We start from the raw sequence: 23,458 nt of genomic DNA on the forward strand, positions 1-23,458 counted from the left end.
GTCCATCGGGCCATCTTCGTCAGGTGAGTTCAGTACCGCACCACGGGCCCCGTAAATTTTCGAATATCTCAGTAAAGTTGATCTTGCCACTGGATTCGAGAATTCGCTTCTCTTGCATTCTTTTCGACGATATATAAATTTTCGAAAAAAGAAAGACATGCGAATGAAACTGGTATCCTTCACGCTAAACGGTCGCGCAACATGGGGTTGCGCCTTGGAGGGCGGCTTCGTCGATCTTGGGGCAAGATCAGGGGGGCAGTACCCAGACCTGAAGTCCTATATCGCCGATGGCTGCCCCTCTGCGGTGCTGACAGGGGCAGATTTGCCCGATGTCGCGGAGGGGGACGCGGTGCTGGCCCCGGTGATCCCGAACCCCGACAAGATCATCTGCGCGGCGGTTAACTTTTACGAAGACGATATGGACCCGGCCAAAGTGCCGCCATACCCAGTTCTGTTCCTGCGGCTGGCCTCTTCGCAGATCGCCCATGGGGCACCATTAATTCAGCCCCGATCATCGGAGCGTTTGGATTTTGAAGGGGAGCTGGCAGTAATTATCGGTAAGGGCGGGCGGCACATTGCGGCCGATGACGCCATGTCTCATGTGGCGGGATATTCTGTTTACAATGACGGCTCGGTTCGGGACTGGCAGAAGCACTCGCATCAGTTCACGCCGGGAAAAAACTTTACGGGCACGGGCGCGTTTGGACCGTGGATGGTCAGGGCAGGGGATGTGCCAGCCCCTGAAAGCGGTCTGTCCTTGGTCACGCGGGTCAACGGGGTAGAAAAGCAGCGCACTGACACGTCGCGGATGATTTTTGATATCCCGTATCTGATTTCTTACGCCTCTACCTTTGCGCCTCTTGTGCCGGGTGATGTCATTGTCACAGGCACCTGCACCGGGTTTGGCACCACGCGAAAGCCCCCGGAGTTTCTGCGCCCCGGCGACGTGGTCGAGGTCGAAATTGAGGGCATCGGCCTTCTGTCCAACATTGTGGAAGCAGAGGCATAGTCAGTGCACTTTTTCCACGATAATAAAAGTTTCGAAAATATTTGTGATTGTTGAAACTGTATGTTAGCCAGTGGTTAACACAGAGATCACCAAGGGGAGGTGAAGATGAGCTATCTGGTCAATTCGGTTGGGCATGTGCAGTTGAACGTGACCGATGTTGACGCGTTGGTTGCTGAGTCCACGGAAATTCTGGGCCTGCATGTCACCCGCGAAGCCGAGGGATGCGTTTGGCTTTCGTCCAACGGGCGTTCCGCAGAATTGGTGCTACACGAGGCGCAGGAAAATTCGATCCGCTCGCTCGGATTCGAAGCAGTCTCGGAGGCCGCCGTTGCTGAAGCGGCCGCACGAGTAGAGGATGCCGGGTGCCGTCTGACAGCGACCGAAGCAACTCTGGACGTATGCGAAAAAGGCATGAGCTTCGTGACCCCGCAAGGCCACACGTTTGAGCTGCATTCCCCTGTGAAAACAGAGATCTATGGAGGCCGTCAGGCGCGTACTGGCATGATGCCGCTGCGTATGGACCACGTGAACATTACGTCGCCGGAGCCCGCTGAAACCCGCGCCCAAATGGAAAAGATCATGGGGATGCGCCTGTCCGAGAGGATGGTGGATGATGGTCTTAGCTGGATGCGCGGCGCGAACCGTTTGCACCACATCCTTGGGATCGTGCGCGGGGATACAGGCCTGCACCATTATTCTTGGGAAGTGGCTGAATTCTCGGATTATTGCCGCTTGGGCGATCTGCTCGACACTGTCGAAAAGAACTTCATCTGGGGTCCCGGACGCCACCGCCCCGGCGACAATACCTTCGCCTATTATGTCGATACCTGTGGCGCGATGGTCGAATGCGCGGGCGGTATGGCGATCATTAACGATGATGACCGGTATGAGCCCAACGTAATTACCGCCCTGAAACGGCCGGAGAATGTGCGCGTCATGAATGTCTGGGGCGAGCCCGCTCCGCTGCCATGGCGCGAACATCACTTTCCCTGGGCCGCTCCCACTGCATGAGGCATGACACATGACTAAGCTCGGAATTCTTGAAGGCTCTTTGCGGCAAAAGTCCTTGTCTCGGGCCTTGGCCAAGGCCGCCACAAATCTGCTTCCCGATGGGATGACGGCAGAAATCCTGCCCAACCCCGGCACGCTGCCGCTGTTTAACCAAGACGTTTTGGATGACGGCGCGCCTGCGTCGGTGCAAACGATGATCGAGGCGACGCAAGGCATCGATGCGCTGTTGATTGTGACGCCAGAATATAACTGGTCGATCCCCGGCGGCCTGAAAAACGCGCTCGATTGGCTTTCCAAGGCGCCGGTGCATCCATTGGCGGGCAAGCCTGTGGCGATTTGGACAGTGTCGCCGGGCCTGCTTGGCGGCGCGCGGGTGCATGAAGCGCTGCGCCATGTGCTGCACAGCCAAGACATGATGATTATGGCCAAACCTGAAGTGCAGGTGGGCGGCGCGATTGCCAAGGTGGATGTCGCGGCGGGCGCCTTGAAATCCCCGGAAACGGAAGACTTCTTGCGCGCGCACCTTGGGGCATTTTCGACCTTCTGCAACTCTTGGACCCGCGGCTAACGCGCGGGTCACGATCTGACTGATTGAGGCAAGGATACGATGGAACACGATCTTACGTTTATGTCTGACGGCCTGAAGCTGTCTGGTGTCTTGCATGTCCCGGAAGGGCGCAAACCGGGTCAGCGGCTGCCCACGTTCATCGTGCTGCATGGGTTTGTGGGCACAAAGGATAAATCTCATGTAGAGTTGGTCGCCCGGATGATCGAGGCGATGGGTTACTGCGTCTTCCGCATTGATTTCCGTGGTTGCGGCAAAAGTGAGGGCGCGCGGGGCGAAGTGCGGTGCTTTGACCAAGTGGCCGATACGCGCAACGCGCTGACCTTCATCGCCGAGCGCGAAGAGGTCGATCCTGAACGCATTGGCGTGACCGGGCATAGCTTTGGCGCGGCGGTCGCGATTTTCACCGGCGGCGTGGATGAAAGGGTGGCCTGCGTGCTGTCGCTTTGTGGTTGGGGCGATGGAGAACGCAAGTTCCGCGGCCAGCACCCCACGCCCGAGGCGTGGGAGAAATTCACTGGTATTCTGGAGGAGGGCAAACGCCACCGCGCAGAAACCGGCGAAAGCATGTGGGTGTCACGTTTTGATGTGGTTCCGATCCCTGAGGAACTGCGCAAGAACCTGTCGCCCCATGCGCAATTTGAGGTGCCCGTTGAGACAGCGATCAGCATGTACAACTTCCGGGCCGAAGACGTTGTGGCCTCGATCGCGCCACGTCCCCTGTTGCTGTTCCATACGGCGGGCGATGTGATTACCCCGATGGAGCAATCCATCAGCTTGTTCCAAAAGGCCGGGGCCAATGCCGAGTTGATGATCCCCACGGGCATGTCGCATTTCCCTCTGTCCGAAAAAGACGCCCCCCATACTCAGGCGCTGATCTCTGCTTGGTTGAAGAAATTCTTCCCGACGCCACTGGCAGACAGCGCATGAGCTTGTTTCGGCCCCAAGATTTGCACGCCTACGCTGCGGCCTTGCTAGAGGCCGGAGGCTACACGTCGGCCCATGCGGCCTGCACGGCGGATGTGCTGGTTTGGGCCAACGCAAGGGGTACGAATTCCCACGGGGTTTTGCGCATTCCCCGCTACATCGAAATGGTGAAGCAGGGGATGATTGCCCCGAAAGCCGAGCCAAAGATTGCCACCCAAGTCGGGGCAATGGCCGTGTTGGAGGTAAATCGCGCGCCCGGTCCATCGGGGATGTTGGCGGCGATGACGACGGCGGTAGATATCGCTGAAGATATGGGTATCGGCTGGTGCTCGGCCCGCAATATCACCCATGCCGGTGCCGTGGGCTATTTCGCGTTAGAGGCCGCCAAGAGGGGCTGTGTAGGCATCGTGATGACCGCCTCCGGCCCGCTTATGGCCTACCATGGCGCGCGGGTGTCGGGGCTGTCCACGAACCCGCTTTCGATCAGTGCGCCTTCGGCTAACCTGCCGCTTTTGTTGGATATGTCTACTTCGACGGTGGCTCTTGGAAAGATCATGCAAGCCAAGGATACTGGCGCGCGTATTCCCGAAGGATGGGCGATTGACGCCGCGGGCCGCCCGGCAACGGACCCCGCGCAGGTCGAGACTTTGACCCCGATGAGCGGCCCCAAAGGCTCGGGCCTGTCTTTAATGATCGAGGTTCTCTCCAGCTTGTTGGTCTCCAATCCCGTCATCTCGACTGTGCTAATGGGGGAAAAGGGCGCGATGAACGGGGCCGCGATTGCGCTTAAGGTCGATAAGTTCACCGACCCGGACTTGTTCTCTGTCCAAGTGGCCGAGCTGGCGCAATCGTTGAAGGCGCTTCCCAAGGCGTCTGACACCGACGAAATCTTGATGCCCGGGGAGCGCGGTTTCCGGCTGTCGCAAGAGCGCATGGCCCAAGGCATACCGATAGCCGAGGGCACCTTGCAGCGGCTGGCCAAACTGGGTGACGCTTTGGGCGTTGCACCGCCTCAGACCATCGCGGCAGAGCCGCAACATACATCCGTGCCGATCTAGGCCCGCCATCAACGCCGCTCTCGGGAGGGGAGCTACAATGACACCAGAAGACCAAAAACAGCCACCGGTCTGGCACCGCGCCCTAAGCGGGGGTGTGTTGCTATTGATCGGGCTTGGTATGCTGGCCATTGGCTGGGATTACCCGGTGGGGCAGTTGACCCAAATGGGGCCGGGTTTTGTGCCGCGCGCCATCGCTTTGATGATCTGCGCGATTGCGGCGGCGATCATTACGATAGATGTGCAAAACCCCCGGCTAGGGCGCGGAGATGATATCCATTGGCGTGGTCTGATTTTTGTTGCCGCGGCCATTTTGATTTTTGCGGGCTTGGTGGATGTGGCGGGACTTGTACCGTCGATGTTTCTTGCCGTGGCTGTGTCTATGTTTGCTGACAAGCAGGTTAAGCCTCTGACCGTGCTGATCTATTCTGTCGTGGCCACGCTGATCGGCTGGTTGTTGTTTCTGGTCATTCTCGAACTGCCAATCCCGGCATTTTGGAGGTGGTCATGATTGATCAGTTTCTTCTTGGCCTGTCGGTTGTTCTGCAACCAGAGGTCTTGGTTTATGCCTTCATGGGTGTGTTTATCGGCCAATTGATCGGCGTTCTGCCCGGTATCGGGGCGATCACGGCGATCTCTTTGCTATTGCCCATCACCTTCTATCTGGACGCTACGACATCCATGATCTTGCTGGCGGGCATCTACTATGGCTCGCAATATGGCGGCTCGATCGCGTCTATTTTGCTGAATTTACCGGGGACGCCGTCGTCGGTCGTGACCTGTCTGGACGGCTATCCATTGGCGCAAAAGGGCAGGGCGGGGCTGGCGCTGTTCGTGGCGGCATTCTCGTCTTTCGTGGGTGGCATGATCGGCGTGTCGATCCTTGTGCTTGCGGCCATTCCCATGACCTCTATCGCGCTGCGCTTTGGGGCACCTGAATATGCGATGTTGGTGGTCTTGGGCCTCTTGGCGGCGTCTTTGGTGGGTACCGGCTCGCAATTGCGGTCCTTCGCAATGGTATTGTTGGGGGTAGCCCTCGGGATCGTGGGCGCGGATGCCACCACTGGCTTCTACCGCTTCGTGGCGATGCCCGAACTGGCCGATGGCATTAGCCTTGTGTCTCTGGCAATGGGGCTATTCGGCGTCAGCGAGATCATTCGCAACGCCAGCGACGAAGGGCGGCCCCGTCCGCGCCTTGACCTGAAAGTCCGGGATATTTTGCCAACGCGGGAAGAGGCCAAGACCCTTGGCGGTCCGATCCTGCGTGGCTCTGCCATCGGCAGCTTCTTCGGGGCGTTGCCCGGCACCGGGGCTGCGATTGCGTCCTTCATGGCCTATGCGATGGAAAAGCGGGTCTCTGACACGCCATCGAAGTTTGGCAAAGGGCACCTGCCAGGGTTGGCCGCGCCGGAATCGTCCAACAACGCGGCGTCTCAGACCGGGTTTATCCCGACCCTGACCCTTGGCATTCCCGGGGATGCGGTCATGGCGCTGATCATCGGGGCGTTGATCCTGAACGGTATCATTCCCGGCCCGCGCCTGATGGTGGACCAGCCAATGCTTTTTTGGGGCGTGATTGCCAGCTTCTTTGTCGGCAACATCATCCTTTTGCTGATCAACATTCCCCTGATCCGCTTGTGGGTTTTGTTGCTCCGCATCCCGTATCAGAAGCTGTATCCGGTGATCGTGGTGATGATCTGCGTCGGCGTCTATTCGCACCGCACCAGCGTAACCGACGTGGTGCTGACGCTGGCTTTCGGGGTCATCGGCTACTTCATGAAAAGCTACCGGTTTGAGCCCGCGCCCGTGTTGCTTGGCTTCGTGCTAGGCCCGCTTTTGGAAGATAATTTCCGCCGCACGATGCTGATCTACCGGGGCGATTTCATGATCTTCTTGGAACGCCCGATCAGCGCCGTGCTGCTGACCTGCACAACGGCTTTGATCGTGTTCTCGCTCTACTCAGCCATTCGAAATTACCGTCAAACGGTGGGGAAACCCACGAGCAAGAAACGGTAGGCCTACCAAAGCCTGAGGCCGCTACGACTAAACCAAGGCTTTAAAAATAGGGAGGAAGACAATGCTTCGAACTTTGATGACTACGCTACCCCTGACGATCGCTCTGGCACTGCCAGCCGTGGCGCAGGACAGCTTTCCAGACCGCTCGCTGCGGATCGTTCATGGCTTTGGGCCGGGCGGCAATGCGGATACGGTTTCGCGGATCATGGCCGAACAGATGACCCAAGGTTTGGGAGAACCCGTGGTCGTGGAATCGCGCCCCGGTGCCGGCGGCACGGTGGCTTCGGGCTATGTCTCGGGCGAAGACCCCGATGGCTACACCATGCAACTTCTGGTGGGCGGTCATGCTGTGGCAGCCGCGCTCTATAACGAGCTGCCTTTTGAGCCTGTGGATGACTACACATTCCTGTCCACGCTGGGCCAATTCCCGTTCTTCATCGCGGCACGCGCTGGCGAGTATGAATCCATTGAGGCGCTGATCGAAGCGGCGATGGCTGACCCCGGTTCTATCGTGATTGGCCATTCCGGCGTTGGCTCTACGCAACATTTGACCGGTGAACTTCTGGGTCTTGAGACAGGCGCGGACTTCATTCACGTGCCCTACCAAGGCGGCGCGGCGGCGAGCACGGCCCTGATGGGGGGCGAAGTGAACCTGATCATCGACACGGGCACCGTTATTCGCGGGCAGGCCGATGCGGGTGTCTACGATATCCTTGCCGTCACCTCTGCGGAGCGCTGGCCGGGCTATGAAGACGTGCCAACGGTGAATGAGACCGTTGCCGAAGGCTTTGACGTGATCTCTTGGACGGCCCTTGGGGCGCCCGCTGGCCTTCCCGAAGATGTTGAGGCCACCTTGTCCGAAGAGATCGCTCGCGTCTTGGCCATTGATGAGGTGCAAGAACAGATTGCGGCCCTTGGTGCCAACCCCCAAGGCTCTACCGGGGCAGAGCTTCAGGCGTTGGTAGAACGTCAGATTGCCGTTTGGACGACAGTGATCGACACGGCTGAAATCGAACGCCGTTAACCCCTTCCGCTGGCCCGCCTGAATTTGGTGGGCCAGCGCCTTTTCTTTCACTCGATATCTCTCGGAGAGCCCCAATGGCCGCGAAAACGCCTGAAGAACTCTATGCCTCGTTTCTGCGCCAACCCCTGTACGTGATCACCACGCGCCCCGCCCGCGCGCCGGGCATGCAAGAGGTGTTGCCCGCCCACTTGGAGTACCAGGTAGGAATGGAGCGTTCAGGGCAATTGTTTGGGGCTGGTCCGATCTTTGAAGAGGGTGGGACGACCCCCACAGGTGGCATGATTATCGTGCGCGCCGAGGATGAGGACGCCGCCCGAAAACTGGCCGATGCCGATCCGTTTCACCAAGCTGGATTGCGCCAATACACCCTTCACCGTTGGTTGCTGAATGAAGGCTCCATGACGGTTACCGTTCGCTATTCCGATCAAACTGCTGTTGTGGGTTAACACCTGCTGAATGCACTGCTGGAGACTGAAGATGTCCGATCCGAAACTTAATCTTGTGGGCGGCCAATGGGTCGCGGGCGACGCTGCCCCGAACGTGAACCCTTCTGACCTGTCCGATGTGGTCGGCCACTATGCGCGCGCCACTGCTGCGCAGACCCAAGATGCCATCGCCGCCGCCAAGGCTGCGTTCCCTGCATGGTCGCGCACGACCCCGCTGGAACGCCACGCCATCTTGCGCCGCGCCTCGGACGAAATCCTTGCCCGCAAGGAAGAATTGGGCACCTTGCTGTCTCGCGAAGAAGGCAAGACACTGGCTGAAGGCATCGGAGAGACGGCCCGCGCCGCGCAGATATTTGATTTCTTTGCCGGCGAATGCCTACGCTTGGGCGGGGAGGTCTTGCCCTCGGTCCGGCCCGGTGCGGGTGTTGAGATTACCCGAGAGGCGGTGGGCGTTGTGGGCATCATCACGCCTTGGAACTTCCCCATCGCGATCCCCGCATGGAAGCTGGCGCCCGCGCTTTGCTACGGCAACACGGTCGTATTCAAGCCTGCCGATCTGGTGCCTGGCTGTGCCTGGGCGCTGGTTGATATCCTGCACCGGGCGGGCCTGCCTGAAGGGGTCTTGAACCTTGTCATGGGGCGCGGTTCGGTCGTGGGGCAGGCGATCGTGGAAAGCCCCGACGTGGCGGCGCTGACGTTTACGGGGTCGCAACCCACCGGGGCAGCTCTGGCGGTGCAATCGGCGCAACTGATGCGCAAGGCGCAGATGGAAATGGGGGGCAAGAACCCCTTTGTTGTCTTGGCCGATGCTGATCTGTCCGTCGCAGCGGATTGCGTCATCAACGGGGCGTTCTTCTCGACCGGGCAGCGGTGCACGGCATCGTCTCGGATCATTGTGGAAGAAGCTGTGCATGATGAGTTTGTTGCCACCTTGGCCGAACAGATGCAGGCGCTGCGTGTCGGCCATGCTTTGGAGAAAGATACGCAAATTGGCCCCGTGGTGGATGAAAGCCAATTGGCCCAGAACGAGAAATATATCGAGATCGGCAAGTCCGAAGGCGCGCGTCTGGTAGGCGGCGGCATGCGGCTGGACCGCGAGACCAAGGGCTTCTTCCAGATGCCCGCGCTCTTTGCCGATGGCTCCAACGACATGCGCATCGCGCAAGAGGAAATCTTTGGCCCTGTGGCCGTGGTGATCCCGGTCAAGGACTATGAGACTGCGTTGGATGTGGCCAATGACACCGAATTTGGTCTGTCGGCAGGGATCGCAACCACTAGCCTCAAACATGCCACCCATTTCAAGCGCAATGCCGAAGCGGGCATGGTCATGGTCAACTTGCCCACGGCAGGCGTCGATTTCCACGTTCCGTTTGGTGGGCGCAAAGCCTCCAGCTATGGTCCGCGTGAACAGGGGCGTTATGCGGCCGAGTTCTTCACCACCGTCAAAACGGCCTACACCGCCGCCTAAGGCGGTTTGAAAGGAAATCCGATGATCTACGAGATGCGCGTCTATTCCTGCGTTCCCGGCGGTATGCCTGCCCTCTTGCAACGGTTCGAGGACACCACTTTGGGGATTTGGGACAGGATCGGCCTGCGCCCCTCGGGTTTTTTTACCACGCTTGTTGGGCCGTCGAACCACGATCTGACATACTTCCTTGCGTGGGAAAGCCTTGCGGAACGCGAACGGCTTTGGAACGCTTTTGCCAGCGATCCCGAGTGGGTTGCGGCACGGACCGAGCATCAGCGCGTTCACGGGGAGGTGGTGGCCAATATCGCCAGCAGTTTCCTGACCCCCACCGCCTTCTCGACGTTGAAATAAGATGTCCGAGGCAGCAGCAGGCGCCTTGGCGGGCGTGCGCATTCTTGACCTGACCCGTATTCTCGCGGGGCCTTGGGCAACGCAGATTCTTGCGGATTTGGGGGCAGAGGTCATCAAGGTTGAACGCCCCGGCGCAGGCGATGACACGCGGCAATGGGGCCCGCCCAACCTGCGAAGCGATAGCGGGCAGGACCGGGGCGCGGCGTATTTTCACGCGGCAAACCGGGGCAAGAAATCCGTGGCCGTAGATATCGCAAAGCCCGAAGGAGCGCGGGTCGTGGCCGCGTTGGCGCAACAGTCGGATGTGGTGATCGAGAACTTCAAAGTGGGCGGCTTGGCCAAATACGGGCTGGATTATGCCAGTCTTTCGGCCCTGAAACCTGATCTCGTCTATTGCTCCATCACCGGGTTTGGGCAAACGGGCCCCTACGCTGACCGGGCGGGGTACGACTTTCTGATCCAAGCGATGGGCGGGTTGATGAGCGTCACGGGCCAGCCCGATGGCACCCCGGGGGCCGAGCCGATGAAGGTGGGCGTGGCGCTGACCGATGTGTTGACTGGGCTCTATTCTGTGATCGGAATCCTGTCGGCTCTGCGCCACCGAGACGCGACGGGGCAAGGGCAACACATTGATATGGCGCTTCTGGATGTTCAGGTATCGACCCTTGCCAATCAGGCGCTGAGCTATCTTGCGACGGGAAAATCGCCGGGACGTCTTGGCAACGCTCACCCCAGTATCGTGCCTTATCAGGCCTTTGCCACAAGCGATGGACATGTGATCCTTGCGGTTGGCAATGACGGCCAATTTGCGCGGTTTTGCGAGGTCGCAGGCACCCCCGGCCTTGCCGCTGACCCTCGGTTCGCCACGAACCCAGAGCGTGTCCGCCACCGCGATGCGCTGATCCCGATCCTGCAAGGGCTGATGTCGGGCCGCACGATGGATGACTGGATTGAGGCACTGAACAAGGCCAGCGTGCCCGTGGGGCCGATCAACGATATCGAACGTGTCTTCGCAGACCCCCACATTCAGGCGCGAGGTATGCACACCCGTCCCGTTACCCCGGAAGGGGGGCGCTTGCATGGGGTAGCCTCTCCTCTGAAGCTGTCGGTGACCCCGCCGATCCCCCCTAAGGCCGCGCCTGAACTTGGGGTGGATACACGGGCCGTTTTGGCTGCGCTACTGGACCCTGCCAGCTTTGATCTGGACGCCCTACTTGCCGACGGCGTCATTGCCAACGACCCCGGAGATACCCCATGACAGACAAATTACTCATTACCGAAGAGGACGGGGTCGCGACCCTGACCCTCAACATGCCCGAGCTGCGCAACCCGATCACGGATGCCGATATGGTGGCCGAGATCTGCGCGGCGATGGCATGGCTGAACGCCAATCAGTCGATCCGCTGCGCGATCCTGACAGGGGCGGGCAAGGCCTTTTCCTCGGGCGGTAACCTGAAACATATGCGCGACAAGGAAGGCATCTTCGGGGGCGACGCCATCGCGGTTCGCAACGCGTATCGAGCGGGTATCCAGAAGGTTGCCAAGGCGGTCTGGAACGTCGAAGTGCCGATGATCGCGGCCGTGAACGGCCCGGCCTATGGAGCGGGCTGCGATCTGACGTTGTTTTGCGACATGCGCCTTGCCTCGGAAACAGCGGTATTTGCCGAGAATTTCGTGAACGTCGGGATCATCTCTGGCGATGGCGGCGCGTGGATTTTGCCGCGTCAGGTTGGCTTGGCGAGGGCAGCTGAAATGGCCTTCACCGCCGACCCGATTGACGCGCAAACAGCGCTGGCATGGGGGTTGGTCTCTCGGGTAACCGCGCCAGAAGATCTTATGGACACCGCGATGTCATTGGCCCGCCGCGTCGCGCGCAACCCGCCGCGCCAGCTTCGTCTGACCAAGCGTTTGATGCGCGAAGGGACAATCGCCTCGCTCGATCAGGTGCTGGAATTATCGGCGGCCTACCAAGGCGCGGTTCATCAGACCGAGGATCACGCAGAGGCTGTGGCCGCTCTGTTGGAGCGGCGCGAGGGCACCTTCACGGGAAAATAGGCCCGGGGACTGTACCCGCGCGACTATGCCCGCGCATTTTTGCACCCATAATGTGCAGTTTTTCCCCCGCGGCAGACTTGCGAACCGCGCCGCCTCGCCCCTAATATGAAGTTGTTCTCAGGGCGGGGCGAAATTCCCCACCGGCGGTAAGCAGATCATTCTGTAAGCCCGCGAGCGCCTTGGCCGGAAGGACAAGGGTCAGCAGATCAGGTGCAACTCCTGAGCCGACGGTCATAGTCCGGATGAAAGAGAATATGCAAACGCGCGGTCTTGGCCCGTGCGGATTGCGTGTGATCGCCTTGGGTGACGTGTCAGAATAGAAGGATTTGACCATGACACACACCCGATACGCTTTCGTTAAAGCGAACTGGCATGCCGATATCGTCGATCAGGCGCTTGTCGGATTTCTCCAGAAAATTCCCAGCAGTGCCGTGGATGTCTTCGATGTCCCGGGCGCGTTCGAGTTGCCGCTTCTGGCGCGTGACTTGGCGAAGACCGGCAAATACGCGGCTGTGGCCGCGGCGGCATTTGTGGTCGATGGCGGCATCTACCGCCACGATTTCGTGGCCCAAGCTGTTGTGACCGGTCTGATGCAAGCGGGCTTGGAAACAGGCGTGCCGATCCTGTCGGTGTCGCTCACGCCGCATCATTTCCAAGAGACAGAGCATCATATCGGCATTTTCCGCGAGCATTTCGTGCAAAAGGGCCAAGAGGCGGCCGCCGCTGCCCTTAGCCTGACGCAATCTCGCGCGTCCTTGGTCGCCGCTTAAACGTAAAAGCGATGGGGCAGAGATGCCCCGTCGCGTTGCGCGATTCCTAGGAATATTCAGGCGATAAGAATTTTGACGCCGCGCGCTTCAAATTGCTTGGCATCGGCGTCGGAGATGCCGTCATCGGTGATGAAAGTATGCACCAGATCCAGGTCGCCCAAGCGGGTGAAGGAAGATCGGTTAATCTTGGTGGAATCTGCCACGAGGCACACTTGTTTGGCGGCGCGGATCATCGCCTGTTTTAACTGTAAATCGGCAAATGACGGGTAGGTCAGGCCCGAAGTCACATCGACCCCCGCCGTCGCCAGAAACAGGCGGCTGGCAAAGATTGAACGGAAATATTCAGCCGAGGCATCCCCGGTCAGCGACAGAGTGGGCGGCTTGAACTGACCGCCGGGCATATGCACCTCGAACCCCGGCACCGATCCCAACGTGATTGCGATATTCAGGGCGTTGGTAATGACCGTCAGCCCGTTTTTGGATTGCAGCATATTGGCGACTTCGGTGGTCGTCGTGCCAGCATCAAGGATCAGGGTTTCGCCATCTTGCACAAGACTGGCCGCTGCAACGCCGATGGCACGTTTTCGGTCCATCTCCACCCGGTGGTGCAGGGACAGGGCAATGACATCTTGCGGCATAGAGACAAGGAACGCGCCGCCGTGCTCTCGCTTGATGCGGCCGGTCTTCTCTAGTCGTTCCAGGTCTGTGCGGATCGTGGCCTCGGTCACTTCAAACGCCGCTGCCAACTCCCGCACCCGGACAGAGCCTTCTTCTTCGATCCACGCCAGAATGCTTTGCCGGCGTACCGTCGAAAGCATGCCAGGGGCAGCGCGAGTGGTTTCTTCGTCGTGTTTGTTCAAGATCACGCCTTGGATGAAGTGCCTTTAGAAGGGGTCTTTAGACAGAGATGCCCAAAGACACAACGAAACTAACCTGCTTCCTGTGTCAGGGCGATGCGGGCGCTGAGCTTGCGCTGGAATTGGTCGATGACCACGGCCGCGATAATGACAAGGCCTTTGATAACCATCTGCCAGAAGCTGGAGACGCCCATCATAATGAGCCCATCGGTCAAAATGCCGATGACGAAAGCGCCAATGATCGTGCCCCATATCCGACCACGGCCCCCGGCCATAGAGGTGCCCCCAAGGACGGCGGCGGCAATGGCGTTCAACTCAAAGAACTCTCCGGTTGCGGGGTGGGCGGCGCGCAATTGCGAGGCAATGATAATGCCCACAATCGCCGCCATAAGGCCGGTAAACATATAGACGAACATCTTGGTGCGATTGACGTTAACCCCCGACAGGGCCGCGCCCCGCTCGTTTCCGCCGGTGGCATAGATCGCCCGCCCCAATGGCGTGCGCCGGGAAATATAGATCGCGATGATCGTCACAACGGCCAATATCCACACCATCATGGGCAGCCCAAGGAAGGTGCCCGCCCCGATCATCGGGAAGCTGGCTGAGCCATATTCAGCCGAGCCGTTAAGGTTGGGGTAGGTGCGCCCCTCAGACATTAAAAGCGCTGCACCTCGGGCCACATAGAGCGTGCCAAGAGTGGCGATAAAGGGGGCCACGTGCAGTTTTGTGACAAGAACGCCATTGATCCAGCCCACAAAGACCCCGACGGCGCAGGTGATCAGGACAATCTCAGTGGTGTTGAACTGGATCGACCAGCCAAGCCCCAGATCAATGCCGTAAAGCACCAGATAACCTGCAACCATTCCTGTCAGCCCCACGACAGAGCCCACGGAAAGGTCGATCCCGCCGGTGATAATCACATAGGTCATGCCAATCGCGAGAAAGGCATTGATCGCCACATGCTTGGAAATCAGGACCGCATTATCGACCGTCAGAAAATTCGGCACGATGATCGCAAAGACCCCAAAGACGGTGATTAGGGCCACATAGGTGCGCAGTTCCAGCAGCATCAGCAACCAGTTGCGAGAGGGCGCGGCGGTGCCAGCGGTGGCAGAGGTGTCGCTCATGCGGCGGTGTCCTTTTGTTTTGCGGGGTTCGCGGCGGTGACGATGGTGTCGGCCGGGGTATCGGCGGGGAATTCCCCCGTCATCCGGCCATCCGCCATGACGATGATCCGGTCCGATAGCGACAGCAGCTCTTCGATATCTGAGGTCACGAAAACAATGGCCAAACCTTCGGCGGCAAGTTTGCGGATCATGCGGTAAATCTCGGCCTTGGCCCCGATATCAATCCCGCGCGAAGGCTCATCCATCAGCAGGACTTTAGGATTTGTCATCAAAGCCTTACCGATAACGACCTTTTGCTGGTTGCCGCCGGACAGCGACGAAACCGGGTTCTCCGGCGAGGCGACCTTGATGGTCAACCTTTTGATGAATTCCACTGCTTTCGACATCTCGACCTTGGGGGAGAGGTCGAACCAGCGGGCCAATTGGGGCAGGGAGGAAAGCGTCAAGTTCTCGCGGATCGACATGATCTGCACCAAACCGTCCCGCTTGCGATCTTCGGGGACAATCGTGATGCCGCGCGCGATGCGTTTGCCAATGGACACCCCCTTCAATGAGACCCCGTCCACCAAGATTTCGCCGCTTGCGTTAGGGTGCTGGCCCATCACGCATTCCAGAAACTCCGAGCGTCCTGCGCCCATCAGGCCGTAGACGCCCAAGACCTCTCCGGCGCGTACAGACATCGAGACGTTGTTGACGGTCCAGCCGCCTCCCGATCGGGGGAGGGACACGGCCTTGGTCTCGAACATCGTGTTGCCAAATTCATGGGTAATTTCCGAGGCGAAATCCTTGGATTTCTCGCCGATCATCGCCTGTACGATCCACGGGATATCGACGCCCTCCATCGATCTGCTTCCGGTCATCTCTCCGTCCCGCAGGACGGTGATATAGTCACCTATACGGATCAGTTCTTCGAGCCGGTGAGAGATGTAGACGATGCCCACCCCCTGCGCCTTGAGGTCGTCGATGATGCGGAAAAGCACCTCGACTTCTTGCGCCGACAGGGCCGAGGTCGGTTCATCGAGGATCAAAATATTCGTGTCTTGGGCAAGGGCTTTGGCGATCTCGACCACCTGTTGTTGACCGATGCGCAAATGGCCAAGGGTGGTGTCGGGGGCGATCTTTTGCTCCAACCGGGCCAGCAGGGCCTTGGTCTTTTCCGCGACAAGGGGGGCATCAATATCAATCCCCCCGCGCGTGGGTTCGCGACCCATGAAGACATTCTCGGCCACGCTCATTTCCGGAAACAGGTTCAGTTCCTGAAACACAATGCCAACACCCGCTTTCACGGCGTCGTCTTTGGACTTGAATTCAACAGGTTGCCCGCCGACATTCATGTGACCCTCGGTCAGGTCTTCGACCCCGGAAATTACCTTCATGAGAGTAGATTTCCCGGCCCCGTTTTCGCCCACCAAGACGTTGACGGCCCCCATGCGGATATCGAAATCCACGCCCTTCAGCGCCCGTGTGCCGGGGTAGACCTTCACGGCCCCTCGGATCGACAGGCCGATGGGATGGGCTTCGGGGGATTGGGGCGTATCGCTCATGGCAGCACCGCGAATTCGGTCAGGGTGATGACCAGCGCATCGTCGGCTGAGCGCATTGGCGCGGCCCCGGTAAATGACACACTGCGCCCGATAAGATCGCTTTCGGGAATGCTAAGACGCGCATTCATCCGGTCGTTGATGGCGCGGGCGAGGCGCGCAAATTCAATTTGGTCGCGGAAGTCGTCAAAGTTGTAGAAGGGGGCCACATCGCGAAGCGTTGTGCCGCGGATGACCGGGCCAAGTTGCAGGCGCACGTCAGGCGTTCCGTTGCCATCCACATCGACATCTGCGGTTCGGGCGCTGGACTCCAGATTTGCATCAATGATCTCACCGGTGTCGGAAACTGCAAAATTCCACGCCACTCCCTGTCCCGCACCCCGGTTACCGTGGGCCTCGCCGGCTATATCAATCCCTATATCAATTTCGGCGCGCAGGTCCGCGATGCTTAGCGCGCGATCCGACACGAGCGGCAAAAGTTCCGTTTCGAACGTCGCATCCAGCCGGGCTGCGTTGCGGGCGTCGTCGCCCTCTTGTCCGGCAGGGATCGCTGCTTCGCTTTCGTCGGACTCGTAGATGATCTTGCAACCCACAAGCGACAAGGCGCACAGCAGAACTAGGACGTATTTCATAGATGACCCCAAAGGCAGGAGATGCCGCGGCAGGCCAAGGCCCGCCGCGACGTGTTTACCAAAAACGATACCACATTAGGTCAGTTGGAACGTCTCAAGCCGCGCCGCATTGTCGGCGTTGATCAGCACGCAATCCATCAGCTGACGTTCATCCAGCCCGGTGGAGCCAGTTGTCAGGTAGGTGTGGGCCTGCTGAACGGCCAGCTGAGCCTGCTCATAGGCAGGTTGCAAGACCGTGGCCTTGATGCCGCCCGCCAAGATAGAGTCGCGCACGTCATTGGAGCCGTCAAAACCACATACAATCACATCGCCACGGCCCGCTGCTTCTAGGGCCGCATAGGCGCCCATGGCCATCGTGTCGTTGCCGCAAATTACGCCGGTGATGTCAGGGTTGGCCTGAAGGATGGATTCCATCACGGTGAAGCCTTCGGTCTGGGACCAGTTGGCGGTTTGCTGAGCGACCATTTCCAAGTCTGGATACTGGTCAATCACGTCATGATAGCCTTGGCTGCGGATGCCCGCGTTGGTGTCGGATTCGCGGCCCAGAAGTTCCGCATAGCGGCCGCTTTCGCCCATCTGGATGACGAATTCTTCCGCCCCAAGTTGTGCGCCTTGGTAGTTGTTCGACACGATCTGCGACACGGCCACGCCGGTTGCGGTGATTTCGCGGTCGATCAGGAACGAGGGGATACCTGCGTCCTTGGCGCGCTGGATCGCCGTGACCGAGGCATCTGCCCCCGCATTATCAAGGATGATTGCGACAACGCCTTGGGCGATGACCGTATCAAACTGTTCTGATTGGCGGTTGGGGTCGTCGTCGTGGACGAGGGTGATCGTCTCATAGCCAAGCTCTGCGGCCATGGCTTCTGCGCCTACGGCCTCGGCCCGAAAGAACGGGTTGTCATGGCTTGGCGTGATGATTGCGATTGTACCGCCGGAATGGCCGTCTGCGCGCAGTGGCAGACCAGATGCAGCAAAAACTGCGCCCACGGCGGTCGTTGTCAGAAACGTACGACGCTTCATTGTCATAGGTTGGTTCCTCCCATTTGAGCGCAGCTCTGCGCTAAGTAAAAGCATTCAGATGCGATATGCGCCCCTTTTGTCAAGAAATATTCTTTTGTTTGTTTTCGCTTTTTGGCGTGTGGCTTTGGCAAGGTGTTGGTGTGGCTCTGCTTCTGGCGTGCGCACAAACAATTTTGAGCGTCAGCGCAGGTGCAAGCGCATTGACCTGCAATGGGTGATGTGCAAGAAAACGAAAATAAACGATAATCAAGCACCCACGCTTTCGGAGGTAAAATGTCTCGTATTTTTGATCGGCCCGTATCCTTGGGTGTGGTGATTGCAAGTCGCGCATTCTTCAGCCCGGCCCCCTGTGAGGCCGCGCGGAATGACCTGTTGGCGCAATTCGAAGCCCTCGGCATTGACGCTGTAACATTGCCAGCAGAGGCAACGCCCAACGGCGCCGTGCAATCGGTAGAGGACGCAAAGCGTTACGCCGAGCACTTCATCGAGAACCGCGACAGGATTGATGGCTTGGTGATTTCGTTGCCAAACTTCGGCGATGAGATCGCGGTGGCCGAGCTGATCTCTCGGGCGGGGTTAAACGTGCCGATCCTTTTGCAGGCCTGCAACGACGAGATCGACAAGGTGGACGTGCATTCGCGCCGCGATGCCTATTGCGGCAAGATCTCGGTTTCCAACAACTTCTGGCAATATGGGGTTCCGTTCACCGAAACGTCAGAACACACGATGGATTTGGACAGCCCTGCGTTCCGCGAAGACCTAGATAGATTCGCCCGCACCTGCCGCACTGTGCGCGGGCTGCGCGGCGCGAGGATTGGCGCGATTGGCGCGCGCACCGGGCCGTTCCAGACCATGCGGTATTCTGAAAAGCTGCTGCAAGCCTCGGGGGTGACGGTGGTTACCGTTGATCTTTCCGAGATGATGCAAGCGGCGGGCAAGATCGCGGACAACGCGCCGGAGTTGGTTGAAAAGATGGACCGTATCCGCGCCTATGGCACCATCCCGGCCCATATTACGGAGCAGCAGATTGCCACGCAGGCCAAGTGGACCTTGGCCGTCAACCGCTGGATCGCAGAGAACGAATGTGACGCCTCGGCCATTCAATGTTGGCGGTCGTTGCAGGATAATTTTGGCTGCGCCACCTGTGTGACCATGTCGATGATGGGGGAGGAATTGATGCCCTCTGCCTGCGAAGTGGACGTGATGGGCGCGCTGTCGATGTATGCGCTGACCCTTGCCTCGGGCGCGCCGGCGGCGATCCTTGACTGGAACAACAATTATGGGTCCGAGCCGAACAAGGTGGTCTGTACCCATTGCGGCAATTTTCCCAAATCTTTCACCGGGGCCACGCCCGAGATTGGCGAGTTGGATGTTCTGGGCGAAGCGATTGGCCGGTCCAAGTGCTTTGGCGCGGTGAAGGGGAAGGTGAAGGCAGGGGATATGACCTATTTCCGCCTGTCCTCGGATGACCGCTCGGGCACGTTGAAAACCTACGTGGGGCAGGGGGCGTTCACCGATGATCCCTTCGGTATGGATGGCGGCATAGCGGTTGCGGCCGTCGATGATCTGCGCCGTCTGATGGCGTTCGTGACGCAAAACGGGTTTGAGCATCATGTTTCCATGGTGCGCGGCCACCATGGCGATGCCTTGCACGAGGCGGTTACCCGCTATCTGCGCTGGCCCACATATCATCACGGGGCAGAACCTGCGCCGTTTCCCACGCTTCCCCCTGCTCCTTGAGGTGTCCCCATGGCGATGACTATGCCCGCGACTGATAGCCCTGAAACCGTTGATATCATCAAGGAAAAGGCCGCCTGGATGCGCCGCAGGGCGTTACGCATGGTGGTGGAAAAGAACCTTGGCCATATCGGGGGGGATTTCTCGGCCACTGATATCGTGGCGACGCTTTTCTTTGGCGTGTTGCGTTACGATGTGGATCGTCCCGATTGGGCGGATCGCGATAGGTTCGTCATGTCCAAAGGCCACGCCACGGGGGTGCTTTACACCGCCCTATGTGCGGCGGGTTATTTTGAGGAAGCCTTGCTGGATACTTATATGGAGCCGGGCAGCCGTCTGAACGGTCACCCCAACCGCAATTATCTGCCGGGGGTCGAGGCCAACACGGGGCCCCTTGGACATGGTTTTCCGATTGCCACAGGCATTGCGATTTCCGGTGCCATGCGCGGAGCCACGTATCGGACCTATGTGTTGACGGGGGACGGGGAACAGCAAGAAGGCTCGAACTGGGAAGCGGCTATGGTGGCCGCCCATCGGGGGCTGTCCAACCTGACCCTGATCGTCGATCGCAACCGTTTGCAACAGGGTGCACGCACCAGCGAGACAACGGCGCTGGACCCGTTGGACGACAAGTACCGGGCGTTCGGCTGGGATGTGATCGAGGTAGATGGCCACGACCCCGCCGCCCTGCACCAAGTGCTGACCGCCAAAAGCGATAAGCCGCGCTGTGTCATTGCCCATACCGTGAAGGGCAAAGGTGTGTCCTTCATGGAGGACAAGGCAAAATGGCACCACGGCGTGCCCAATGCAGAAGAATACGAGATTGCGAAGAAGGAACTGGCATGATGGTGGCACAAACAGCGGAGCGGTTTGATTGCCGGAAGGCATGGGCCACAACCCTAGAGGCTCTGGCCCAAGACGATGAACGCATCGTGGCCGTGGTGAACGATTCCGTGGGCTCGTCTAACCTTGGCGGCTTTCAAGCCGCGTACCCGGATCGTCTGGTGAACGTCGGCATTGCTGAACAGGTCATGGTGGGCGTTGGCGCGGGTTTGGCCAATGGCGGGCACATTCCGTTTGTCTCGGCCGCTTCGTGTTTCCTGACGGGGCGCGCGTTAGAGCAGGTGAAAGCGGATGTTGCCTATTCCAATTACAACGTGAAACTGGTCGGCCAATCCTCGGGCGTGGCGTATGGGGAGTTGGGGGCCACGCACCATTCGATCGAGGACTTTGCCTGGCTACGGGCCTTGCCGCAGATCACCACCATTGTCCCCGCCGATCCGTGGGAGACAGAGCAAGCCGTTAAATGGGCCGCGTCCCATGATGGTCCGGTCTATCTGCGCTTGTCGCGTATGAAAGTGCCCGACCTTGGCCCCGATGTCGACGGCACCCGCGCGTTTGTGCCGGGCAAGGCACGGGTCATGCGCCAAGGCGATGACGCCGCGATCCTAGCCACCGGCACAATTGTGCATCTGGCTCTTGCGGCGGCAGAGGCGCTGGCGTTGGAAGGCCTGAGCGTGCGGGTTCTCTCGGTCCATACGATCAACCCACTGGACGCCGATGCAGTCCTTGGGGCGGCAAAGACCGGGGCCGTGGTCACGGCGGAAGAGGCGTTGGTGTCAGGCGGGCTTGGGGGGGCTGTGGCCGAGATGACCTCGGCCAATCATCCGGTGCCGTTGGAGCGGATCGGGTTTGCCGGTTTCCAATCCACCGGCGATGTCGATACGCTGTTTGAAGCGGCGGGCCTGACCGCCACTGGTATTGCAGAGGCAACGCGCCGCGCAATCACGCGCAAGATGGGCTGACAATGCAAATTCTCGCAATTGATCAAGGCACCACAAATACCAAGGCCTTGGTGTTTGACGCCCATGGTGCCACCCTTGCCGCGTCCTCGGTTGCGATGGAAACCCACTATCCGCAGGCGGGATGGGCCGAACAGGATGCCATGGCGATCTGGACGGCGACGCAACGAGTGATTGCGGATGTCAGTGCCAAGGTGGACCGGATCGATGCGATAGGCATCTCCAACCAACGCGAAACGCTGGTGGTGTGGGATGGTGAAACTGGCACGCCCGTTGGCCCCGCGCCGATCTGGCAGTGCCGCCGTACGTCAGAGGTCTGCGCCACGCTTCAGCACCACGCGGACGAAGTTCACCGCCTTACTGGGCTTGGGATCAACCCGCTGTTTCCGGCCTCTAAACTCGCGTGGATATTGGCCCATCGGCCTGAGGCCGCCCGGTTGCACGCTCTGGGGCGTCTGCGGGCCGGGACCGTTGATGCGTGGTTGATCTGGAAGCTCACGGACGGAGCGGCCTTTGTCACGGATCATTCGAACGCTTCGCGCAGTCTTTTGTTCGACACGCGCGCTTTGCAATGGAGTCCGCGCCTTTGCGATATTTTTGAAGTGCCGATGTCGTGCTTGCCTACGCCCTTGGCATCAGATGCAGAATTTGGCCGGGTAGCGCCGGGGACTACTGCCTTGGCTAAGGGGACGCCGATCTTGGCCGTGATGGGCGATAGCCACGCCGCGCTTTACGGCCACGGTATCCGACAGGCGGGCACGGTGAAGGCGACCTATGGCACCGGATCGTCGCTGATGATGCCCTTGCCCGAACGGGCGCTGCCGTCCAACGGCCTGTCCTCGACCATCGCGTGGACCGCACAGGACAAGACCACCTATGCCCTTGAAGGCAACATAACTGTATCGGCCCAAACGGCGGCGTTTGCCGTTGATATGTTGGGTTTGGATGATCCGGAAGCTTTGACGGCCCTTGCCCAAACAGTGCCTGACACCTGCGGCGTCGCCCTTGTTCCGGCCTTCGCGGGTCTTGGCGCGCCCTATTGGGACGATGCTGCAAGGGGGCTGATTTCGGGCATGTCGCTGGCCACAACGCGTGGCCACATCGCCCGCGCCGCCCTAGAGGCGATTGCCCACCAGATCGCCGATGTGTTTGAGGCCATGGCCGATGCGTCCGCAGTGCCGCTCCATACCTTGCGGGCCGATGGCGGCGCTTCGGTCAATGATTGGCTGATGGGGCGGCAGGCGGACTTTCTGAACGCCACCGTGACCCGGTCCGACCTTGCCGAGGTCGGCGCCTTAGGCGTCGCGATGATGGCGGCAAGGGTGTTGGGGGGAGAGATCCACTTGCCGTTGGAGGTGGACAATTTCCGGCCCACGATCACTGCGCAGGAGCGGCGGGTTCAACGCCAAGTATTCGCCGATGCGGTTCGGCGGGCGCGGGCCTAGGCGTCGCAAAGGGCAAGTGTCTCTTGCGCCATATCATCGGCGAGTTTCTGAATATCTTCACGGGGCAAGCCGCGCAGCAGCTCCACCCGTAGCGCCGAGATATTGGCCTGATAGCGCCGAGCAAGACGCTTAGGATCCGCGTCAGCGCGGACTTCCCCCGCAGATTGGGCGGCTTTGAAGGTATCGGCAAAGGCCGCGCACATCTGATCGAGGTAGTTCTGCGCCGCGGTGGCAATTGCCGGTTCCGTCGTGGCCGTATCGACCATTGTTTTCATCAACATACAGGCCTGCCGCGTCGGCTCAGTCCCAGAAAGATCGGCGTAGGTTTGAAACTGCGCCGCAAGCCCGGTCAGCGGCGTATCGGCCTTGGCGATCTGGGCGAGGAACCCTTTTCGAGAGGCTTCAAAATACCGCTCAATCGCCAGCAGGTAGAGGTTTTCTTTGCTCTCAAAGGCCGCGTAGATGCTGCCCGGCTTCATGGTTAACGCGACCTCCAGATCCTTGAGGGAGGTCGCGTGATAGCCCTTGCGCCAAAACACGGCCATGGCCGCATCTAGGGCGGCATCACGATCGTAATTTGCGGCGCGTGCCATGGGT

At 59.6% G+C, this 23,458-nt stretch carries 24 protein-coding genes and 1 riboswitch; of the genes, 18 read left to right on the forward strand and 6 right to left on the reverse strand.

Annotation, left to right across the window (positions count from 1 at the left end):
- The first annotated feature begins 163 nt into the window (after positions 1–163).
- The 14 genes from K3728_08345 to K3728_08410 all read left to right on the forward strand — a co-directional run bounded on the left by K3728_08345 (position 164) and on the right by K3728_08410 (position 12,697).
- Positions 164–1,009, forward strand: a complete 846-nt coding sequence (locus tag K3728_08345) for a fumarylacetoacetate hydrolase family protein (protein UWQ97207.1) — start codon at positions 164–166, stop codon at positions 1,007–1,009.
- Positions 1,010–1,114: 105 nt separating this feature from the next.
- Positions 1,115–2,020 (forward strand): VOC family protein, encoded by a 906-nt coding sequence (locus K3728_08350; protein ID UWQ97208.1) that lies wholly within the window; start codon positions 1,115–1,117, stop codon positions 2,018–2,020.
- A 10-nt stretch (positions 2,021–2,030) separates the two neighbouring features.
- A complete protein-coding gene (locus K3728_08355) occupies positions 2,031–2,588 on the forward strand; it encodes an NAD(P)H-dependent oxidoreductase (protein ID UWQ97209.1) in 558 nt (185 codons plus the stop codon).
- Between the two features lie 39 nt (positions 2,589–2,627).
- Complete coding sequence (locus tag K3728_08360; protein ID UWQ97210.1) at positions 2,628–3,515, forward strand: alpha/beta fold hydrolase; 888 nt, start codon at positions 2,628–2,630, stop codon at positions 3,513–3,515.
- Positions 3,512–4,570 (forward strand): Ldh family oxidoreductase, encoded by a 1,059-nt coding sequence (locus tag K3728_08365; GenBank protein ID UWQ97211.1) that lies wholly within the window; start codon positions 3,512–3,514, stop codon positions 4,568–4,570. The genes K3728_08360 and K3728_08365 overlap by 4 nt, the downstream gene beginning before the upstream one ends.
- Positions 4,571–4,607: 37 nt before the next feature.
- Complete coding sequence (locus K3728_08370) at positions 4,608–5,078, forward strand: tripartite tricarboxylate transporter TctB family protein (GenBank protein UWQ97212.1); 471 nt, start codon at positions 4,608–4,610, stop codon at positions 5,076–5,078.
- Entirely contained in the window at positions 5,075–6,583 is a 1,509-nt protein-coding gene (locus K3728_08375; GenBank protein ID UWQ97213.1) for a tripartite tricarboxylate transporter permease, read from the forward strand. The genes K3728_08370 and K3728_08375 overlap by 4 nt, the downstream gene beginning before the upstream one ends.
- Positions 6,584–6,659: 76 nt before the next feature.
- Positions 6,660–7,607: a tripartite tricarboxylate transporter substrate binding protein gene (locus tag K3728_08380; protein ID UWQ97214.1), complete on the forward strand. Its 948-nt coding sequence runs from the start codon at positions 6,660–6,662 to the stop codon at positions 7,605–7,607.
- Positions 7,608–7,681: 74 nt separating this feature from the next.
- Positions 7,682–8,053: a YciI family protein gene (locus tag K3728_08385; protein ID UWQ97215.1), complete on the forward strand. Its 372-nt coding sequence runs from the start codon at positions 7,682–7,684 to the stop codon at positions 8,051–8,053.
- A gap of 31 nt (positions 8,054–8,084) precedes the next feature.
- Positions 8,085–9,521: an aldehyde dehydrogenase family protein gene (locus K3728_08390; GenBank protein ID UWQ97216.1), complete on the forward strand. Its 1,437-nt coding sequence runs from the start codon at positions 8,085–8,087 to the stop codon at positions 9,519–9,521.
- Positions 9,522–9,542: 21 nt separating this feature from the next.
- On the forward strand, positions 9,543–9,872 hold the full coding sequence (locus K3728_08395) for an NIPSNAP family protein (protein UWQ97217.1): 330 nt from the start codon (positions 9,543–9,545) through the stop codon (positions 9,870–9,872).
- A gap of 1 nt (position 9,873) precedes the next feature.
- Positions 9,874–11,130, forward strand: coding sequence for a CoA transferase (locus K3728_08400; GenBank protein ID UWQ97218.1), 1,257 nt, complete (start codon positions 9,874–9,876; stop codon positions 11,128–11,130).
- Positions 11,127–11,927, forward strand: coding sequence for a crotonase/enoyl-CoA hydratase family protein (locus tag K3728_08405; protein UWQ97219.1), 801 nt, complete (start codon positions 11,127–11,129; stop codon positions 11,925–11,927). The genes K3728_08400 and K3728_08405 overlap by 4 nt, the downstream gene beginning before the upstream one ends.
- A 109-nt stretch (positions 11,928–12,036) precedes the next feature.
- A riboswitch (FMN riboswitch) is annotated at positions 12,037–12,185 on the forward strand.
- A 74-nt stretch (positions 12,186–12,259) separates the two neighbouring features.
- Complete coding sequence (locus K3728_08410; GenBank protein ID UWQ97220.1) at positions 12,260–12,697, forward strand: 6,7-dimethyl-8-ribityllumazine synthase; 438 nt, start codon at positions 12,260–12,262, stop codon at positions 12,695–12,697.
- Between the two features lie 56 nt (positions 12,698–12,753).
- Here the strand turns inward: K3728_08410 and K3728_08415 are convergent, their stop codons facing one another.
- The 5 genes from K3728_08415 to K3728_08435 form a co-directional block, all read right to left on the reverse strand.
- Positions 12,754–13,515: a DeoR/GlpR family DNA-binding transcription regulator gene (locus K3728_08415; GenBank protein UWQ97494.1), complete on the reverse strand. Its 762-nt coding sequence runs from the start codon at positions 13,513–13,515 to the stop codon at positions 12,754–12,756.
- A gap of 110 nt (positions 13,516–13,625) precedes the next feature.
- The gene (locus K3728_08420) at positions 13,626–14,681 is read right to left on the reverse strand and encodes an ABC transporter permease (GenBank protein ID UWQ97221.1); all 1,056 of its coding nucleotides are present in this window, start codon (positions 14,679–14,681) and stop codon (positions 13,626–13,628) included.
- Positions 14,678–16,225, reverse strand: coding sequence for a sugar ABC transporter ATP-binding protein (locus tag K3728_08425; GenBank protein ID UWQ97222.1), 1,548 nt, complete (start codon positions 16,223–16,225; stop codon positions 14,678–14,680). The genes K3728_08420 and K3728_08425 overlap by 4 nt, the downstream gene beginning before the upstream one ends.
- Positions 16,222–16,854, reverse strand: coding sequence for a DUF2291 domain-containing protein (locus K3728_08430; protein ID UWQ97223.1), 633 nt, complete (start codon positions 16,852–16,854; stop codon positions 16,222–16,224). The genes K3728_08425 and K3728_08430 overlap by 4 nt, the downstream gene beginning before the upstream one ends.
- A gap of 75 nt (positions 16,855–16,929) precedes the next feature.
- The gene (locus K3728_08435; protein UWQ97224.1) at positions 16,930–17,883 is read right to left on the reverse strand and encodes a D-ribose ABC transporter substrate-binding protein; all 954 of its coding nucleotides are present in this window, start codon (positions 17,881–17,883) and stop codon (positions 16,930–16,932) included.
- Positions 17,884–18,150: 267 nt separating this feature from the next.
- Between K3728_08435 and K3728_08440 the strand changes: the two genes are divergently transcribed.
- The 4 genes from K3728_08440 to K3728_08455 are packed head-to-tail and all read left to right on the forward strand — an operon-like array spanning position 18,151 to position 22,861.
- Positions 18,151–19,617 (forward strand): fucose isomerase, encoded by a 1,467-nt coding sequence (locus tag K3728_08440; protein ID UWQ97225.1) that lies wholly within the window; start codon positions 18,151–18,153, stop codon positions 19,615–19,617.
- A 21-nt stretch (positions 19,618–19,638) separates the two neighbouring features.
- Entirely contained in the window at positions 19,639–20,460 is an 822-nt protein-coding gene (locus K3728_08445) for a transketolase (GenBank protein UWQ97495.1), read from the forward strand.
- A complete protein-coding gene (locus K3728_08450; protein UWQ97226.1) occupies positions 20,457–21,419 on the forward strand; it encodes a transketolase family protein in 963 nt (320 codons plus the stop codon). Before K3728_08445 ends, K3728_08450 begins: the two co-directional genes overlap by 4 nt.
- Positions 21,420–21,421: 2 nt before the next feature.
- Positions 21,422–22,861 carry a glycerol kinase gene (locus K3728_08455; protein UWQ97227.1) on the forward strand — a complete coding sequence of 480 codons (1,440 nt, stop codon included), beginning with the start codon at positions 21,422–21,424 and terminating at the stop codon, positions 22,859–22,861.
- On the opposite strand, the gene K3728_08460 is transcribed toward K3728_08455, so the two are convergent.
- Positions 22,858–23,454 (reverse strand): TetR/AcrR family transcriptional regulator, encoded by a 597-nt coding sequence (locus K3728_08460; GenBank protein UWQ97228.1) that lies wholly within the window; start codon positions 23,452–23,454, stop codon positions 22,858–22,860. The genes K3728_08455 and K3728_08460 overlap by 4 nt on opposite strands.
- Between the last annotated feature and the right edge of the window lie 4 nt (positions 23,455–23,458).

Source organism: Rhodobacteraceae bacterium M385 (assembly GCA_025141835.1).
Classification (GTDB): Bacteria; Pseudomonadota; Alphaproteobacteria; order Rhodobacterales; family Rhodobacteraceae; genus Gymnodinialimonas.